The 21,326-nt window shown below is 63.6% G+C and carries 1 protein-coding gene (only partly in view); it reads left to right on the plus strand.

The window, feature by feature from the left end; all coding sequences use genetic code 11:
* Positions 1-21,326, plus strand: partial view of a non-ribosomal peptide synthase/polyketide synthase gene (locus tag FBX99_RS25565; protein ID WP_145133297.1) — the 5' portion only. The gene runs 7,726 nt beyond the window's last position; the window shows 21,326 of its 29,052 coding nt (coding positions 1-21,326); it begins with the start codon at positions 1-3; its stop codon lies beyond the right edge, outside the window.

A 21,326-nucleotide genomic window follows, 5' to 3' on the forward strand; every position in this document is an offset into this window, starting at 1 on the left:
ATGAACCAGTCCCTGGAGCTTGCAGCAACCTATCCGCTGACGGCGTCCCAGCGGGATATCTGGCTGGACCAGATGACCAAGGGCGACTCGCCCTTGTACACCATGGGTGGCTACCTTCATATCCAGGGCGTCGTCGACCCTGATCGTATCCAGCAGGCAGTCGAACTGTTGGTTCGCAAGCACGATGCCTTGCGCACGGTCCTGCACTGCGACGTCGGTGGCGACGGCGTGCCCATGCAGACCCTGGTCGAGTCGCTGGAGGTGCGGGTCCCGCTGATCGACTTCTCCAATCGCCCCGAACCGCAGACCGCGGCCCAGACCTGGGTGCAACAGGGGCTGGAAGTGGCATTTGAGCTCGAAAAAGGGCCGCTGTTTCGCTTCTACCTGATCAAGCTCAACGACGCTTCGTTCTATTTCGTCGTCAACCTGCACCACATTATCCAGGACGGCTGGGGCATCAACCTGATGCTCGCGTCCCTCAGTGACCTGTACAACGCGCTGGAGGAAAACCGCGAGCCCGACCTGTCGGCACCGTCCTATGCCAGGTTCATCGAGGATGATGCCCGTTACCACGACTCGGACCGTTTCCAGCGGGACCAGGCCTACTGGCTCGACAAATACCGGGATGATGTGCCGGACCCATTGTTCACCGCCCGTTACCGTGATCGCTACGTCGAGCCCGTGGTGCCCAGCGCCCATGCCATGACGCCGTTCCCACAGATGCTGAACGAGCGGATCGATGCCCTGGCGCTGACCCATCAGGTCTCGCGTTTCCCGGTGCTGCTGGCGACGTTGTACGTGTACTTTGTTCGCACGACCCAGCGTGACGAGCTGGTGGTGGGCCTGCCGATCCTCAATCGCTCCAATCCGACCTTCAAGCAGACCGTGGGGTTGTTCACCCAGGTCAGTGCCATGCGCCTGAGATTCGCCGATGACCTGTCGTTCGGCGAGCTGATCCAGGAGGTGGCGCGCGCGCTCAAGCAGGACTATCGCTACCAACGGTTCCCTCTAAGCGACATTCATCGCTCTCTGGAGCTGCGGCGTGACAATCGTGCGCAGCTGTTCGATGTGTCGTTCTCCTACGAGGAAGAGAACTATCTATACCGGTTCGGCGATGCCACGGCCTATTCGGTGAAGAGTTCCAACGGCCAGGAACAGATGCCGCTGGCGATCCATTTCCGGACCAACCCCAACGAGAAAAATGCCTGGGTGCACTGGATCTACAACCAGGCATTCCTGCAGGCCGATGAAATCGAGGCGATGGCCGAGCGCTTCGTCCACGTGTTGGAGCAGGGACTGGGCGACGATACGCTGCCGATCCGGGACTTTGTCCTGCCGACACCGGCTGAAGCCCGTCTGCTCCAGGCCTGGAACGTGAGCGATGCGCAGCGGTATGAGCACGACCGCACGATCCATGGCTTGTTCGAAGCGCGGGCCGCCGCACAGCCGAACGCGGTGGCGGTGATCCATGAAGGACAGACCCTGACCTACGGCGAACTGAATACCCGGGCAAACCAGGTCGCCCATCGGCTGCTGGCCCTGGGTGTGTTCCCGGATGACCGGGTGGCCATCTGCGTCGAACGCGGCCTGGACATGATCGTTGGCCTGTTGGGTATCCTGAAGTCCGGCGCCGGTTATGTGCCGCTGGATCCGGCCTATCCCCTGGACCGCCTGGCCTTCATGCTCGAAGACAGCTCGCCGGTGGCATTGCTGACCCAAGCAGCGCTGCAAGACCAGGTGCCTGCGCCGGCCGTCCCGGTGCTGCTGCTCGATCAGCCAGAAGCCGCGGGGTTTGCCGAGCAGCCACGGCACGATCCGAATATCGGTACCCTGGCGTCCCATCACCTGGCCTATGTGATCTACACCTCGGGCTCGACCGGCCTGCCCAAAGGCGTGATGGTCGAGCACCGCAACGTCGCGCGGCTGTTCTCGGCCACGCAATCCTGGTTCGACTTCGGCCCACAGGACGTGTGGGCGCTGTTCCATTCCTTCGCTTTCGACTTCTCGGTCTGGGAAATCTGGGGTGCGCTGACCCACGGCGGTCGCCTGCTGGTGGTGCCGCAACTGGTCAGCCGCTCGCCGCAGGATTGCTATGCGCTGTTGTGCGAGGCGGGCGTCACGGTGTTGAACCAGACGCCAAGCGCGTTCCGCCAGTTGATCGCGGCCCAGGGCGAAAGCGAGCTGAAGCACAGCCTGCGCCAGGTGATCTTTGGTGGCGAAGCCTTGGAAACCGGCATCCTCAAACCGTGGTACGCCCGGGAAATCAATGCCGGTACGCAACTGGTGAATATGTATGGCATCACCGAAACCACGGTGCATGTGACCTATCGTGCGCTGCAAGCGGCCGATGCCCAGTTGATCGGTGTCAGCCCGATCGGCAAGCGGATTCCCGATTTGCGCCTGTACCTGCTGGACAAGTACGGCAAGCCGGTGCCCAAGGGCGTGGAGGGCGAGTTGTACGTAGGGGGCGCCGGTGTGGCGCGAGGCTACCTGAACCGGCCGGAGCTCAATGAAACGCGGTTCCTGCCCGATCCGTTCGACACCGGTGCGAACGCACGGATGTACCGTACCGGCGACCTCGGTCGCTGGCTGCACAACGGCGAACTGCAATACCTGGGGCGCAACGATGAACAGGTGAAAATCCGCGGTTTCCGTATCGAACTGGGTGAAATCGAAGCGAGGCTGACGGCCTGCGCAAAAGTGCGCGAGGCGGTGGTGATCGCCCGGGAAGACGAGCCGGGGAACAAGCGGCTGGTGGCCTATGTGCTTGCCGAAGACGGCGCCTGCGTGTCTGCGGGCGAGTTGCGCAGCGAGCTGCTGGGCTCGCTGGCGGACTACATGGTGCCGAGTGCCTTCGTGATGCTCGACGCCTTCCCGCTGACCACCAACGGCAAGCTCGACCGCAAGGCGCTGCCGGCTCCCGATTCGCAGGCGTTTGCCCGTCGTAGCTATGAAGCGCCGGTGGGTCAGGTGGAAATCACCCTGGCCGCGTTGTGGGCCGAGCTGCTGGGCGTCGAGCAGGTGGGGCGTCACGACCGTTTCTTCGAGCTGGGCGGCCACTCGCTGCTGGCGGTCAAGCTGATCGAGCGCATGCGCCAGTTGGACTTGAACGCCGACGTGGGCGTGCTGTTCGGCCAGCCGACGCTGCAGACCCTGGCCGCTGCCACGAGCACCAGCGGCGGTGTGGTGGTGCCGGAGAATCGGATTCCCCGGGATGTCGAGCGCATTATCCCGGATATGCTGCCCCTGGTGACCCTGACCCAGGGTGAAATCGATCGCATTGTCGCAACCGTACCGGGCGGCGCGGACAATGTGCAGGATATCTACGGTTTGGTGCCGTTGCAGGAAGGCATTCTCTATCACCACCTGGCGACCAGCGAAGGCGATCCGTACCTGTTGCAGGCCCTGTTACGCTTCGGCACTCGGGAACAGCTGGAAGCCTTCGGGCAGGCCTTGCAGGCGGTCATCGCCCGGCACGACATCCTGCGCACCTCGGTGGCGTGGGAAGGGCTCGGCGAACCGGTGCAGGTGGTCTGGCGCGAGGCGCGCCTGATGGTCGAAGAGCTGGCCCTGGACCCGGCCGATGGCGACATCTCCGGCCAGTTGCAGGTCCGTTTCGATCCGCGCCATACCCGCTTCGATCTGCGTCAGGCGCCGATGATGCGTATTCACTTTGCCGAAGATATTGTCAGCGATAGTTGGGTGGCGGTGTTGCTGTTCCATCACCTGATCGATGACGCGACCTCACTCGGCATGCTGGGCAAGGAAATCGATGCGCACCTGCAAGGTCGCGCGGCGGAGCTGCCGGTGTCGGTGCCTTATCGCAACTATGTGGCTCAGGTCCGCCTGGACAATCATCCCGAGCAACACGAGGCGTTTTTCAGCGAGATGCTCGGTGACGTGGACGAGCCGACGCTGCCATTGGGCCTGCAGGATGTGCAGGGCGACGGCAGCGGCATCGAAGAGGCGACGCTGTCGCTGGAGGTCGGACTTGCCCGGCGCCTACGTGCCCAGGCCCGACGCCTGGGGGTCAGTACCGCCAGCCTGCACCACTTGGCCTGGGGCCAGGTGGTGGGGCGCTTGTCCAATCGTCAGGACGTGGTGTTCGGCACCGTATTGATGGGCCGGTTGCACAGCGGGCAGGAGGCCGGACATGCCTTGGGCATGTTCGTCAACACCCTGCCGTTGCGGGTCGAGGCGGGGAACCAGGGGATACTGGCGGCGTTGCAGGCGACCCATGGCCGCCTGGCGGCGCTGCTGGGTCACGAACACGCGCCGTTGTCGTTGGCACAGCGGTGCAGTGGCGTTGCGGCGCCGGCGCCGCTGTTCAGTGCGCTGATGAACTATCGGCAGACCGCCGTGGCGGCACAGGCGGGCGAGGATGCGGGCCAGGCCAGAATCTGGGCCGGCGCGGAAATCCTCGGCGGCGAAGAACGGACCAACTACCCGCTGTCGCTGTCGGTGGATGACCTCGGTGATTCGTTTGGATTGACCGTGCAAACCGTGGCCGGGATCGGCGCGCAGCGGGTATGTGGCTACGTGCACACCGTACTCGAAGCATTGGCCGATGCCCTCGACCGGGATGGCGATACCCCGCTGCACACGCTGGCCTTTGTCCCTGCCAACGAACGCCAGCAGTTGCTGCGCGACTTCAATGACTTCGATGCGGTGTACCCGTCGGGGCTGCTGATCCATCAACTGTTCGAGGCCCACGCCGAAGCTCAGCCTGAGGCCGTTGCGCTGACGTATCAGGGGCAGAGCCTGAGCTACGGTGAACTGAACCGGCTGTCCAACCAGATCGCCCATCGTTTGATCGAGTGGGGTATCCGTGCCGACGACCGGGTGGCGATCTGCGTGGAGCGCAGCCTGGAAATGGTTGCGGGGCTGGTGGGTATCCTCAAGGCCGGGGCCGGCTATGTGCCGCTGGATCCGGCTTACCCGGCCGAGCGCCTGGTCTACATGCTGGAAGACAGCGCACCGAAGGTGCTGCTGACCCAGCGCAGCCTGCAGGAACGCTTCCCTGCGGCGGGTGTTCCGGCCTTGCTGCTCGACAGTGAGGATCGCGACGCCGCCGGCATCGACCGGCAGCCGTCCACCAACCCGGATGCCCAGTCGAGCGGCCTGAACCCCGACAGCCTGGCGTATGTCATCTATACCTCGGGCTCCACCGGCCAGCCCAAGGGCGTGGCCATGCCGCATCGGGCCCTGGTCAACCTGATGCAGTGGCAAATCGAGCAAGCCGCACAGCAGGGGCGTGCCGTTGCGCGCACCTTGCAGTTTGCCGCACTCGGTTTCGACGTGGCGTTCCAGGAAGTCTTCAGCACCTTGTGTGCCGGCGGCGAGCTGTCGCTGATCCACGCCGACATCCGCCTGAATTTCCATCGCCTGTTCGAGCATATCTGCCAACAGCGCATCGAACGCCTGTACCTGCCGTGCATCGCCCTGCAGGCCCTGGCCGAAGCGGTCGCCGGCGAGCGTGAAGACACGCCGCTGACCTGCGACTTGAAGGATGTCATCACCGCTGGCGAACAGTTGCGCATCACGCCACAGATCCGTGCGTTGTTCGAGCGCCTGGATGGCTGCCGCCTGCACAACCACTATGGGCCGACCGAATCCCACGTCACCACCGCCCTGACGCTGCCGGACGATGTCGCCGCCTGGCCGACGCTGCCCGCCATCGGGCAGCCGGTGGCCAACACCCGTATCTACCTGCTGGACCCACAGCAGCAACCGGTTCCGGTCGGTGTCGCCGGCGAGATCCACATCGGCGGCATCTGCGTTGCCCATGGCTACCTGAACCGCGCTGACTTGACCGCCGAGCGCTTCGTCCGCGATCCGTTCGCGGCCGATGAGCAGGCGCGCCTGTACAAGACCGGAGACCTGGGCCGCTACTTGCCCAACGGGCATATCGAGTACCTGGGACGCAACGACGATCAGATCAAGATCCGTGGCTTCCGTGTCGAGCTGGGTGAGATCGAGTCCCGGCTTTGCCAGCATGGCGGAGTCAAGGAAGCGGCCGTCGTGGCCCGTGAAGACCAACCCGGCGAGAAACGCCTGGTGGCCTACATCACCGCCCAGGTGACGGATGCGGCACCGGAGGCCGACGCATTGCGTGCGCATTTGCAGGCGTTGCTGCCGGACTACATGGTGCCGGCGGCCTACGTGCGCCTGGAAAAACTGCCCTTGTCGCCCAACGGCAAACTCGACCGCCGCGCGCTGCCGGTCCCGGAGGCGGACGCTTTCGCCAGCCGTGCATATGAAGCGCCATTGGGCGAGGTGGAAACCACGCTGGCGGGGTTGTGGGCTGACGTGCTCGGTGTCGGGCAGGTGGGGCGGCACGATCATTTCTTCGAGCTGGGCGGGCATTCGCTGCTGGCGGTGAAACTGATCGAGTTGATGCGCAAGGCGGGGCTGAGCGCCGATGTGCGGGTGCTGTTCGGCCAGCCGACCTTGGCCGCCCTGGCAGCGGCAGTGGGCAGTCGTGCCGAGCTGAGCGTACCGGCCAACGGCATTGTTGCCGGCTGCGAACGGATCACCCCGTCGATGCTGCCGCTGGTGAAGCTGGACCAGGATACCCTCGACCGGATCGTCGCCGGTGTGCCGGGCGGTGTCGGCAATGTCCAGGACATCTACCCGCTGGCGCCGTTGCAGGAGGGCATTCTCTACCACCACATCGCCGCCGAAGAAGGCGATCCCTATCTGCTGCAAGCCACTTTCGCCATGGACAGCCGCGCGCAACTCGACGGCTTCGTCGCAGCGTTGCAGGCCGTGATCGACCGGCACGACATCCTGAGGACCGCGCTGCTGCGCGAAGGCCTCGAGACGCCGTTGCAGGTGGTTCTGCGCCAGTGCCGGTTGATGCTCGAAGAGCAGGCCCTCGATCCGGCCAGGGGCGATATCGCGGCGCAACTGCAAGGGATGTTCGATCCTCGCCGTTGCCGGATGGACCTCGACAAGGCGCCACTGATGCGTCTGGCCTGTGCCTGGGACAGTGTGCACCAGCGCTGGATCGCTGTTTTACTGTTCCACCACATCGCCCTGGACCACACCGCGCTGGACGTGATGCAGGAGGAAATGCTGGCGTTCCTCAATGGCGAGGGCGACCGCCTGGAAGCGGCCATGCCTTACCGTCATTACGTGGCGCAAACCCTGCTGGGCGTGTCGCGTGAGCAGCATGAGCGCTTCTTCCGCGACATGCTCGCGGATGTCGACGAGCCGACGCTGCCGTTCGGCCTGCGGGAGGTCCAGGGAGATGGTCGGGGCGTCGAAGAGGTCAAGCTGAATCTTGATCCGGATCTTTGCCGGCGCCTGCGGCAGCAGGCGCGTCAACTCGGCGTGAGCGCGGCAGCCTTGCATCACCTGGCGTGGGCAAGGGTACTGGGGCGCGTGTCCGGCCGTGAAGACGTGGTCTTCGGCACCGTGTTGCTGGGCCGCATGCAAAGTGGCGAGGGCGCGGACCGCGCCTTGGGCATGTTCATCAATACCTTGCCGTTGCGCGTCGATGTGGGTGGGCAGGGCGTACGCGCCGGGGTCAAGGCGATCCACGCGCGCCTGACGGCCCTGTTGGGGCACGAACATGCCTCGCTGGCCCTGGCCCAGCGTTGCAGTGGCGTGCCGGCTTCGCTGCCGCTGTTCAGTGCCTTGCTGAACTATCGGCACAGTCCGCTCCAGGAAGGCGACAGTGTCGAGCGTTGGGCCGGTACCCAGGTGTTGGAGGTCATGGAGCGGACCAACTATCCGTGCATGTTGTCGGTGGACGATCAGGGCGAAGGCTTCCTGCTGAGCGTGCAGACGGCCGGCGGGGTCGATGCCCGCCAGGTCGGCGCCTACATGCAGACGGCCCTGGCGAGCCTGGTGGAGGCACTGGAACGTGCGCCGGAATCCGCGATCAACGATCTGGAAATCCTGTCTGTAAACGAGCGCAGGCAGGTGTTGCAGGACTTCAACAACACCGCAGCCCATTTCCCTCTGGAACAGACCGTTCATGGGTTGTTCGAGGAGCAGGTGCGGCGCACGCCGGATGCACTGGCGGTGCTGCATGGCGATCAGCGTCTGAACTATGGCGAACTGAACGAGCGGGCCAACCAGTTGGCGCACTACCTGCGCGGGCAGGGTGTGCGGCCGGACTCTCGGGTGGCGATCTGTGTCGAGCGTGGGCTCGACATGGTGGTCGGGTTGCTGGCGATCCTCAAGGCGGGTGGCGGTTACGTGCCGTTGGATCCGGCCTATCCGGCGGATCGGATTGCCTACATGCTGGAAGACAGTGCGCCGGCGGTGGTGTTGGCGCAGACGGCGACTCTCGGGTTGTTGGCCGGAGCTTCGATGCCGGTGATTGATTTGGGTAGCGGGCTCTGGCAGGACGAGTCCGTCTCGAATCCGCAGGTAGCCGAGCTGACTTCGGCGCATCTGGCCTACGTGATCTACACGTCAGGTTCCACCGGGCTGCCTAAGGGCGTGATGATCGAACACCGCAACACGGTGAACTTCCTGACTTGGGCACATCAGTCGTTCGATGCGCAAACCCTGTCGAAGACGCTGTTCTCGACCTCGTTGAACTTCGACCTGGCCGTGTACGAATGCTTCGCACCGTTGACGTCAGGCGGCAGCATCGAAGTCGTCACTAATGTGCTGGAACTGCAACACGGCGAGCACGACATCACCTTGATCAACACTGTGCCGTCGGCGCTCAAGGCGCTGTTGGAATCCGGCGGGCTGGGCGAGGGCGTGGACAGGGTGAACGTGGCCGGTGAAGCGCTCAAGCGCAGTCTGGTGGAGGCGTTGTTCGAGCAGACTTCAGTCAAGCGCCTGTGCAACCTCTATGGTCCTTCGGAAACCACGACCTATTCGAGTTGGGTGTCGATGGCCCGTGAGGACGGCTTTGCCGCGCACATCGGTAAGCCGGTCGCCAACACCCAGTTCTACCTGCTGGATGAACACAAACAGCCAGTACCGCTGGGCGTCCCAGGGGAAATCTACATCGGTGGTGCCGGTGTCGCGCGGGGTTACCTGAACCGCGATGACCTGACCGCCGAGCGTTTCCTCAAGGACCCGTTCAGCAGCGAATCGAACGCCCGGATGTACAAGACCGGCGACCTGGGCCGCTACCTGCCGGACGGCAATATCGAATACCTGGGCCGTAACGACGACCAGGTGAAGATCCGCGGTTTCCGTATCGAACTGGGCGAGATCGAAGCCCGGCTTGCCCGGCATGAATCGGTAAAAGAAGCGGTGGTGCTGGCCCGCGAGGACGTACCCGGCGACAAACGCCTGGTGGCCTATTTCACGCCGGTGAACGAAACAGCGGACATCGAAGCCTTGCGCAGTCACCTGCAAGGGCAGTTGCCGGAATACATGGTGCCGGTGGCTTACGTGCGGCTCGACGCCATGCCGTTGACCCCCAATGGCAAGCTCGACCGCAAGGCCTTGCCGGCTCCGGAACACGATGCACTGATCACCCGTGGCTACGAAGCCCCGCAAGGCGAGACCGAAACCGTCCTGGCGCAGATCTGGCAGGACCTGCTGGGTCTGCAACAAGTGGGACGTCATGATCACTTCTTCGAACTCGGCGGCCACTCGTTGCTGGCTGTCAGCCTGATCGAACGGATGCGTCAGGTCGGCCTGAGTGCCGACGTGCGCGTGCTGTTCAGCCAACCGACCCTGGCCGCGCTGGCAGCGGCTGTCGGCGACGATGCCGGCAACGCGGTGAACGTTCCGGCCAATCTGATTGCGTCGGACTGCCAACGCATCACCCCCGACATGCTGCCGTTGGTGACGTTGACCCAGGACGCCATCGACCGCATCGTCGCGACCGTGCCGGGCGGCGCGGCCAATGTGCAGGACATCTACCCGCTGGCGCCGTTGCAGGAGGGGATTCTCTATCACCACCTGGCGGCCGAACAGGGCGACCCCTACGTGCTGCAAGCGCAGTTCGCCTTCGACAACCGCGAGCGTCTGGACGATTTCACCCAGGCCCTGCAAGGCGTGATCGATCGCCACGACATCCTGCGCACGGCCATGGCCTGGGAAGGGCTGGACGAGCCGGTGCAAGTGGTCTGGCGCAAGGCGTCGCTGGGCGTCGAGCAGGTGTTGTTGCGGGATGAGAACGGCGACATTGCTGTTCAGTTGAACGCCCGGCAGCACCTGGATATCCGCCAGGCGCCGTTGATGTGCATCCGTTTTGCCCAGGATGCAAGTCACCAGCGCTGGGTCGCGACCCTGCTGTTCCACCATATGGCCCTCGACCACACGGCGCTGGAAGTGGTGCGCCAGGAGATGCAGGCGCACTTGCTCGGGCAGGCCGGGCAGTTGGGCGCTGCGGTGCCGTATCGCAACTATGTGGCCCAGGCCCGCCTGGGTGTGAGCCGTGAAGAACACGAAGCGTTCTTCCACGACATGCTGGGTGCCATCGACGAACCCACCTTGCCATTCGGGTTGCAGGATGTCCGTGGCGACGGCAGCGATGTCGAGGAGGCCAGGCAAGAGGTGGCTATCGATCTGAGCCGTCGTCTGCGCAGTCAGGCCCGTCGGTTGGGTGTGAGCGCGGCCAGTCTGCATCACTTGGCCTGGGCCCTGGTGCTGGGCCGGGTATCGGGTCGCGAAGACGTGGTGTTCGGCACCGTGCTGATGGGCCGGATGCAAGGGGGCGAGGGCGCCGACCGAGCGCTGGGTATGTTCATCAATACTTTGCCGCTGGGTGTGCAGGTGAGCGCGCGGAGCGTGCGCGATGGCGTGTTGGCGACACATGCGCGGCTGACCGGGTTACTGGGGCACGAGCACGCTTCCCTGGCCTTGGCCCAGCGTTGCAGTGGCGTGGTCGCACCGACGCCGTTGTTCAGTGCGCTGCTCAATTACCGCCATTCGATGGCGGAGCCCCTCGCATTGCAAGGGTCGTCAGCCTGGCAAGGTATCGAGGCATTGGGTGGCGAGGAGCGGACCAACTATCCGTTGGCGCTGTCGGTGGACGATCTGGGCGAAGGCTTCAGCCTCACTGTCCAGGCGGTGAGTGGCGTCGACGCGCAGCGGGTCGGTGCCTATATGGAGGCGGCGCTGGCGAGTCTGGTCCAGGCGTTGGAATGTGCGCCTGACTCGTCGCTGGCCGATCTGTCGATTCTGCCGGAAGCGGAACGTGAGCAGTTGCTGGTGGCGTTCAATGCCACCGACGCTGAATATCCGTTGGAACAGACTATTCACGGGCTGTTCGAGGAGCAGGTGCAGCGCACGCCGGATGCGCTGGCAGTGCTGCATGACGATCAGCGTCTGAACTATGGCGAACTGAACGAGCGGGCCAACCAGTTGGCGCACTACCTGCGCGGGCAGGGTGTGAGGCCGGACTCTCGGGTGGCGATCTGTGTCGAGCGTGGGCTCGACATGGTGGTCGGATTGCTGGCGATCCTCAAGGCGGGCGGTGGTTACGTGCCACTGGATCCGGCGTACCCGGCGGATCGGATTGCCTACATGCTGGAAGACAGTGCGCCGGCGGTGGTGTTGGCGCAGACGGCGACTCTCGGGTTGTTGGCCGGAGCTTCGATGCCGGTGATTGATTTGGGTAGCGGGCTCTGGCAGGACGAGTCCGTCTCGAATCCGCAGGTAGCCGAGCTGACTTCGGCGCATCTGGCCTACGTGATCTACACGTCAGGTTCCACCGGGCTGCCTAAGGGCGTGATGATCGAACACCGCAACACGGTGAACTTCCTGACTTGGGCACATCAGTCGTTCGATGCGCAAACCCTGTCGAAGACGCTGTTCTCGACCTCGTTGAACTTCGACCTGGCCGTGTACGAATGCTTCGCACCGTTGACGTCAGGCGGCAGCATCGAAGTGGTCACTAATGTGCTGGAACTGCAACACGGCGAGCACGACATCACCCTGATCAACACTGTGCCATCGGCGCTCAAGGCCCTGCTGGAGTCCGGTGGATTGGGCGAGGGCGTGGACACGGTCAACGTGGCCGGCGAAGCCCTCAAGCGCAGCTTGGTTGAGGCGCTGTTCGAGCAGACTTCGGTCAAGCGTCTGTGCAACCTCTATGGTCCTTCGGAAACCACGACCTATTCGAGTTGGGTGTCCATGGTCCGTGAGGACGGTTTTGCCGCGCACATCGGCAAACCAGTGGCGAACACTCAGTTCTATCTGCTGGACGAGCACAAGCAACCGGTACCGCTGGGCGTACCGGGCGAAATCTACATCGGCGGCGCGGGTGTGGCTCGGGGTTATCTGAACCGCGACGACCTCACCGCTGAACGTTTCCTGAAGGATCCGTTCAGCGCCACGCCCAACGCCCGGATGTACAAAACCGGCGACCTGGGCCGCTACCTGCCGGACGGCAATATCGAATACCTGGGCCGCAACGACGATCAAGTGAAGATCCGCGGTTTCCGCATCGAACTGGGCGAGATCGAAGCCCGGCTTGCCCGGTATGAATCGGTAAAAGAAGCGGTGGTACTGGCCCGCGAGGATGTGCCGGGCGACAAACGCCTGGTGGCTTATTTCACCCAATCCGAAGCGGTGGACATCGAAACCCTGCGCAGCCACCTGCAAGCGCAACTGCCGGCCTACATGGTCCCGGTGGCCTACGTACACCTCGACGCACTGCCGCTGACTCCCAACGGCAAACTCGACCGCAAAGCCCTGCCGGCGCCGGACCTGGATTCGGTCATCAGCCGTGGTTACGAAGCCCCGCAAGGCGAAGTTGAAACCACCCTGGCGCAGATCTGGCAAGACCTGCTCAAGATCGAGCGCGTCGGTCGTCACGATCACTTCTTCGAACTCGGCGGCCACTCGCTGCTGGCCGTCAGCCTGATCGAACGGATGCGTCAGGCCGGCCTGAGTGCCGACGTGCGTATCCTGTTTAATCAATCGACCCTGGCGGCGCTGGCATCGGCCATTGGCGAGAGCAACGAGGTGAATGTCCCGGCCAACCTGATTCCTTCGGATTGCGAGTACATCACCCCGGCCATGCTGCCGCTGGTATCGCTGTCCCAGGACGCCATCGATCGCATCGTGGACACTGTGCCGGGTGGCGCGCGCAACGTGCAGGACATCTATCCGCTGGCGCCGTTGCAGGAGGGTATCCTCTATCACCATCTGGCCGCTGAACAGGGCGACCCTTACGTGCTGCAAGCGCAGTTCGCCTTCGACAGTCGCGAACGCCTGGACGATTTCACCCAGGCCCTGCAAGGCGTGATCGATCGCCACGACATTCTGCGCACAGCCATGGCCTGGGAAGGGCTGGACGAGCCGGTGCAAGTGGTCTGGCGCAAGGCGTCGCTGGGCGTCGAGCAGGTGTTGTTGCGGGATGAGGACGGCAACATCGCCGCTCAGTTGCAGGCGCGCTTCGATGCCCGGCACCATCGCCTGGATATCCGTCAGGCACCGCTGATGTGCATCCGTTTTGCCCAGGATGCAAGTCACCAGCGCTGGGTCGCGACCCTGCTGTTCCATCATATGGCCCTCGACCACACGGCGCTGGAAGTGGTGCGCCAGGAGATGCAGGCGCACTTGCTCGGGCAGACCGGGCAGTTGGCGGCAGCGATGCCTTATCGCAACTATGTGGCCCAGGCTCGCCTGGGTGTCAGCCAACAGGAGCACGAGCGCTTCTTCCGCGACATGCTCGGTGAGGTGGACGAGCCGACGCTACCGTTTGGCCTGCACGATGTGCAGGGCGCGGGACAGGGAATCGAGGAAGCTTCGTTGGCGCTCGCCGGCAGCCTGAGCCAGGACTTGAAGATTCAGGCCCGCCGGCTCGGTGTGAGTGTCGCGAGCCTGGTCCATCTGGCCTGGGCGCAGGTGCTGGGCCGTGTGTCGGGCCGCGATGATGTGGTGTTCGGCACCGTGTTGATGGGCCGGATGCAGGGCGGAGAGGGCGCCGACCGTGCGCTGGGCATGTTCATCAACACGCTGCCGCTGCGGGTGAACCTGGGACAGATGTCTGCCCGTGCAGGTGTGAGGGCCACCCATGGCCGATTGACTGCGTTGCTGGGGCATGAGCATGCTTCATTGGCGCTGGCCCAGCGTTGCAGTGGTGTGGAGGCGCCGACGCCGCTGTTCAGTGCTTTGCTCAACTATCGCCACACCGATGCGAACCAGGCTCCGTCTGCCTGGAGCGGTATTGAGGTGCTCAGCGGCGAAGAACGGACCAACTACCCGCTGATGCTCTCGGTGGACGATCTGGGCGAGGATTTCAGCCTCACCGTCCAGGTGGTGAGCGGGATCGGCGCGCCGCGGATCTGTGCCTATATGGAAGCGGCGCTGGCGAGTCTGGTCCAGGCGTTGGAATGTGCGCCTGACTCGTCGCTGGCCGATCTGCCGATTCTGCCGGAAGCGGAACGTGAGCAGTTGCTGGTGGCGTTCAATGCCACCGACGCTGAATATCCGCTGGAGCAGACCATTCATGGGCTGTTCGAGGAACAGGTACAACGGACTCCACTTGATGTGGCCGTTCTGCATGGCGAACGATATCTCAATTATCGCGAACTGAACGAACGGGCCAACCGCCTGGCGCATTACCTGCGCAAGCAAGGCGTTCGGCCGGATTCGCGGGTGGCGATCTGTGTCGAGCGTGGCCTCGACATGGTGGTCGGATTGCTGGCGATCCTGAAAGCGGGTGGCGGTTACGTGCCACTGGATCCGGCGTATCCGGCGGATCGGATTGCCTACATGCTGGAGGACAGTGCGCCGGCGGCGGTGTTGGCGCAGACGGCGACTCTCGGGTTGCTGGCAGGTGCCTCGATGCCGGTGATCGACCTCGACAGCGGCTTGTGGCAGGACGAATCCGTCTTGAATCCGCAGGTGCCTGAGTTGACCTCGTCGCATCTGGCCTATGTGATCTATACCTCCGGTTCGACCGGGCTGCCTAAGGGCGTGATGATCGAACACCGCAACACGGTGAACTTCCTCACTTGGGCCCATCGTTCGTTTGACTCGAACACCTTGTCGAAAACCCTGTTCTCGACCTCGCTGAACTTCGACCTGGCGGTCTATGAGTGCTTTGCACCGTTGACCAGCGGCGGCAGCATCGAGGTGGTCACTAATGTGCTGGAACTGCAACAGGGCGAGCACGACATCAGCCTGATCAACACCGTACCGTCGGCGCTCAAGGCGCTGCTGGAAGCCGGTGGACTGGGCGAGGGTGTGGACACGGTCAACGTGGCCGGCGAAGCCCTCAAGCGCAGTCTGGTGGAGGCGCTGTTCGAACAGACTTCGGTCAAGCGTCTGTGCAACCTCTATGGCCCTTCGGAAACCACGACCTATTCGAGTTGGGTGTCGATGGCCCGTGAGGACGGCTTTGCCGCCCACATCGGCAAACCGGTCGCCAACACCCGGTTCTACCTGCTGGACGAACATAAACAACCGGTGCCATTGGGCGTCCCAGGGGAAATCTACATCGGTGGTGCCGGTGTCGCGCGGGGTTACCTGAACCGTGATGACCTGACCGCCGAACGCTTCCTGAAGGATCCGTTCAGCAGCGAGCCGAACGCGCGGATGTACAAGACCGGCGACCTAGGTCGCTACCTGCCGGACGGCAATATCGAGTACCTGGGCCGTAACGACGACCAGGTGAAGATCCGCGGTTTCCGCATCGAACTGGGCGAGATCGAAGCCCGGCTTGCCCGGCATGAATCGGTAAAAGAAGCGGTGGTACTGGCCCGCGAAGACGTGCCAGGCGACAAGCGCCTGGTCGCCTATTTCACCCAGTCAGAAGCGGTGGACATCGAAACCCTGCGCAGCCACCTGCAAGCGCAACTGCCGGCCTATATGGTCCCGGTGGCCTACGTACACCTCGACGAACTGCCGCTGACTCCCAACGGCAAACTCGACCGCAAGGCCCTGCCGGCACCCGACCACGACGCACTGATCAGCCGCGGTTACGAAGCTCCCCAAGGTGAAATCGAAACCACCCTGGCGCAGATCTGGCAGGACCTGCTCAAGGTCGAGCGCGTCGGCCGTCACGACCATTTCTTCGAACTCGGCGGCCACTCGCTGCTGGCCGTCAGCCTGATCGAACGGATGCGTCAGGCCGGCCTGAGTGCCGACGTGCGCGTGCTGTTCGGCCAGCCGACCTTGATGGCGCTGGCGGCAGCGGTGGGTAGCGGCAGTGAAATCCAGGTGCCGGCCAACGGCATCCTGCTCGGTTGCACACGGATCACGCCCGACATGCTGACGCTCAGTCGCCTGGATCAGAACGCCATCGACCATATCGCCTCGAAAGTGCCGGGTGGCATGGGCAACATACAGGACATCTACCCGCTGGCGCCGTTGCAGGAAGGCATCCTCTATCACCATCTGGCCGCCGAACAGGGCGACCCCTACGTGTTGCAGTCGCAGTTCGCCTTCGACAGCCGCGAGGCTCTGGACGATTTCGTCCAGGCCCTGCAAGTGGTAATCGATCGCCACGACATCCTGCGTACCGCCATCGTCTGGGAGGGTCTCGACGAACCTCAGCAAGTGGTCTGGCGCGAGGCGCGTCTGGGGCTGGAAGCCTTTGTCGCGGATCCGCAGGCCGGTACTGTCAACGAACAACTGCACAGTCGTTTCAATGCCCGGCACTTTGCCCTCGACCTCACCCAGGCACCGCTGATGCGCCTGGCGTTCGCTGAAGACCAGGCCGATCAGCGCTGGATCGCGATGCTGTTGTTCCATCACATCGCCCTCGATCATGCGGCGATGAAAGTGGTGCAGCGCGAGATGCTGGCGTATCTGCAGGGGCAGGCTGACCGGTTGGACACCCCCGCGCCGTACCGCAACTATGTGGCTCAGGCCCGCCTGGGGGTGAGTCGTGAAGAGCATGAAGGCTTCTTCAGCGACATGCTCGGCGATGTGGACGAGCCGACACTGCCGTTTGGCCTGCACGATGTGCAGGACGACGGTGACGATATTGAGACCGCGACACAACTGCTCGACAGCGACTTGAGCCGTCGCCTGCGGCGTCTGGCCCGCCAGTCAGGCGTGGGCGCGGCGAGCCTGCACCACTTGGCCTGGGCCCAGGTGCTGGGCCGGGTGTCCGGCAAACAGGACGTGGTGTTCGGCACGGTGCTGATGGGCCGGATGCAGGGCGGCGAGGGCGCCGACCGTGCGCTGGGTATGTTCATCAACACCCTGCCGCTTCGCGTCAGTGTCGATGAGCAGAACGTCAAGGCCGGGGTCAAGGAAGTGCATGGTCGGCTGACCGCCCTGTTGGGGCATGAACATGCCCCATTGGCACTGGCCCAGCGTTGCAGTGCGGTTAGCGCACCGACGCCGCTGTTCAGTGCCTTGCTGAACTACCGTAATTCCAGCGAACAGGCGGCTGGGCAGGATACCCTCGCGGCCTGGCAGGGTATCGAAACACTGGGCGGCGAATCACGTACCACCTATCCGCTGATGTTATCGGTGGATGATCTGGGTGAAGACTTCGCCTTGACCGCCCAGACCATGAAGCGTGTGGGCGCGCAGCGGATATGCGCCTACATGGAAACCGCACTGCACAGTCTGGCCGCAGCGCTGGAGTTCAGCCCCACGACACGCCTGCGCAGTCTGGAGGTACTGCCGCAAGTCGAGCGCCGGCAAGTGTTGATGGGATTCAACGCCACCAGCCGTCGTTATCCGCAGCACCGGACCGTCAATGACTTGTTCGAAGCACAGGTGCAGGCGCATCCCGACGCCGTTGCCGTGGTCCATGACGAGCAACGCCTGACGTATCGCGAACTCAATGCCAGGGCCAACCGCCTGGCCCGTCACCTGATTGGTCTGGGCACTCAGTTGGGCGACAGCGTGGCCATTGGCTTGGCACGTTCGAGCGACCTGTTGGTCAGTCAACTGGCCGTGCTCAAGTGTGCTGCCGTCTACGTGCCGCTGGATGTCAACGCACCGCTCGAGCGTCAGCAGTTCATGATCCAGGACAGTGGCGCACAATTGGTGCTGACCCTGAGCACGATGGTTGTGCCAGAAGGTGTGCAACGGGTGGACCTGGATATCATCGAGCTGGACGAGTCTGCCGATAACCTGGAGCTGACCCAGGATGCTGAGTCGGTTGCCTACATCATGTACACCTCCGGTTCCACTGGCACGCCGAAGGGCGTGCTGGTGCCGCACCGGGCGATCAACCGCTTGGTGATCAACAACGGCTATGCCGATTTCGATGCCCGAGATCGGGTGGCGTTTGCTTCCAACCCGGCCTTCGACGCCAGTACTCTCGATGTGTGGGCGCCGTTGCTCAACGGCGGCTGCGTGGTGATGGTCGAGCAGGATGTGTTGCTGTCCCAGGAGCGGTTCGCGGCGTTGTTGATCGAGCAGTCGGTCAGCGTGTTGTGGATGACCGCCGGGCTGTTCCATCAGTACGCCGACGGCCTGCTGCCGGTGTTCAAGCAACTGCGCTACCTGATCGTGGGTGGCGACGTGCTGGATCCGGCGGTGATCGCGCGGGTGCTGAAAGACGGCGCGCCGCAGCATTTGCTCAACGGCTATGGCCCGACCGAAGCCACGACCTTCACTACCACTTATGAAATCAAAGATGTAGGCGAGGGCGGTATTCCCATTGGTCGTCCGATTGGCAATACCCGCGTCTACATCCTGGACGCCAACCAGCAACCCGTGCCTGTCGGCGTGGCGGGCGAGTTGTATATCGGCGGCGACGGCGTAGCGAACGGCTACCTGAACCGTCCGGAACTGACCGCCGAGAAGTTCGTCGCCGACCCGTTCAGCGCCGATCCGGCGGCCTTGCTCTACCGCACTGGCGACCTGGCGCGCTGGCGTGCCGATGGAGCCGTGGAGTATCTGGGGCGTAACGACGACCAGGTGAAGATCCGTGGCTTCCGCATCGAACTGGGCGAGATCGAAGTCCGACTCGCACAACATGATGCCGTGAAGGACTGCGTGGTCCTGGCCCGTGAAGACGTGCCAGGCGAGAAACGCCTGGTGGCTTACTTCACTCAAGCGCAGGACGTGGACATCGAGGCGTTGCGCGCCCATCTGCAAGGGCAACTGCCGGAGTACATGGTGCCGGTGGCCTACATGCGCCTCGACGCATGGCCATTGACCGCCAACGGCAAACTGGACCGTCGCGCACTGCCGGCACCGGATCTGGATTCACTCGCCACACGGGCCTATGAGGCCCCGCAAGGTGAAGTCGAAGCCACGTTGGCGCAGCTTTGGCAAGACCTGCTCAAGGTCGAGCGCATTGGTCGTCATGATCATTTCTTCGAACTGGGCGGTCATTCGTTGTTGGCGGTGAGTTTGATCGAGCGCATGCGCCAGGTCGGTTTGAGCGCTGACGTGCGGGTGCTGTTCAGCCAGCCGACCCTGGCGGCGCTGGCCGCGGCCGTCGGCAGTGGCAAGGAGGTCAAGGTGCCTGCGAACCTGATCGCCTCCGGCTGTGAACGGATTACGCCGGACATGCTCACGCTGATCCAGCTTGATCAGGAGGCGATTGACCGGGTCGTGGCAACGGTGCCGGGCGGCGCGCGCAATGTGCAGGACATCTATCCGTTGGCGCCGCTGCAGGAAGGTATCCATTACCATCACCTGGCCGCCGAGCAGGGTGACCCCTATGTGCTGAAAATACTGTTCGAACTACGCAGTCGGGATCGGCTGTCGGCCTTTGCAGATGCGTTGCAGCATGTCATCGATCGACATGACATCTTGCGCACCGGCGTGGTGTGGGAAGGGTTCGATTCGCCGGTGCAAGTGGTCTGGCGCAACGCGCCGCTGGCGGTGGATGAGGTGGTGCTGGCAGCCGAGGCGGGGGATGTCGTTACCCTGCTGCAGGAGCGTTTCGATCCACGGCATTACCGTCTCGATATCACCCGGGCGCCGATGATGCGCCTGGTGTTCGCCCAGGACGCGGCCAACCAGCGTTGGGTGGCGATGTTGCTGTTCCACCATATGGCGCTGGACCACACCGCCATGGAAGTGGTGCGACACGAGATGCAGGCGCACCTGTTGGGCGAGGCCGAGCCGCTGACGGCGGCCGTGCCGTATCGCAACTATGTGGCCCAGGCTCGCCTGGGGGTGAGTCACGCGGAGCACGAAGCGTTCTTCCGCGAGATGCTCGGTGATGTGGACGAGCCGACCCTGCCGTTCGGTCTCCAGGATGTACAGGGGGATGGACGGGATATCGAGGAGGCCAGGTTGCCTGTCGACCTGTCGGTGTGTCTGCGCCTGCGAGCCCAGGCGCGCCAGCTCGGCGTGGGTGCGGCCAGCCTGGTCCATCTGGCGTGGGGGCAGGTGTTGAGCCAGGTGTGTGGTAAACGGGATGTGGTGTTCGGCACTGTGCTGATGGGCCGGATGCAGGGCGGCGATGGCGCTGATCGGGCGCTGGGCATGTTCATCAATACCTTGCCGTTGCGGGTGGATGTTGGCGATCAGGGCGCGCGTGACGGCGTGAAAGCCACCCACGCCCGGTTGACCGGCCTGCTGGGGCATGAGCACGCCTCCCTGGCGCTGGCCCAGCGCTGCAGCGGTGTGGTTGCGCCGATGCCGCTGTTCAGTACGTTGCTCAACTACCGTCACAGCGCGGTGGACGAGGATTCGAGTGAGGTCCTGGCCGGTTGGGAAGGGATCGAAACCCTGGTCAGCGAAGAGCGTACCAACTACCCACTGACCCTGTCGGTGGATGACCTGGGCGAAGGTTTCGGCTTGACGGCGCTGGCCGTGCCGCAGATCGGTGCACAGCGGGTCTGCACCTACATGAACGTCGCGCTGGAGCGCCTGGTGGAGGCGCTGGAGCAGACACCTCCGGCGCGCCTGGACAGCCTGTCGGTGCTGTCGTCGGCCGAACGCCGGCAATTGCTGGTGGATTTCAACGCGACCACCCGCAGCTTTCCACGGGACAGGACCGTTCACAGCTTGTTCGAAGCACAGGTGCAAGCGCATCCCGATGCCGTTGCCGTTATCCATGACGGGCAATGCCTGACCTATGGCGAACTCAACACCAGGGCCAACCGCCTGGCCCGTCACCTGATCGGTCTGGGTACTCAGTTGGGCGACAGCGTGGCCATTGGCTTGACACGTTCGAGCGACCTGCTGGTCAGTCAGTTGGCTGTGCTCAAGTGTGCTGCCGTCTACGTGCCGTTGGATGTCAACGCACCGCTCGAGCGTCAGCAGTTCATGATCCAGGACAGTGGCGCACAATTGGTGCTGACCCTGAGCACGATGGTTGTGCCAGAAGGTGTGCAACGGGTGGACCTGGATATCGTCGAGCTGGACGAGTCTGCCGACAACCTGGAGCTGACCCAGGATGCCGAGTCGGTTGCGTACATCATGTACACCTCCGGTTCCACCGGCATGCCGAAGGGCGTGCTGGTGCCGCACCGGGCGATCAACCGTTTGGTCATCAACAACGGCTATGCCGATTT

It is taken from the genome of Pseudomonas sp. SJZ074, assembly GCF_007828215.1.
In the GTDB taxonomy this organism is placed as follows: Bacteria; Pseudomonadota; Gammaproteobacteria; order Pseudomonadales; family Pseudomonadaceae; genus Aquipseudomonas.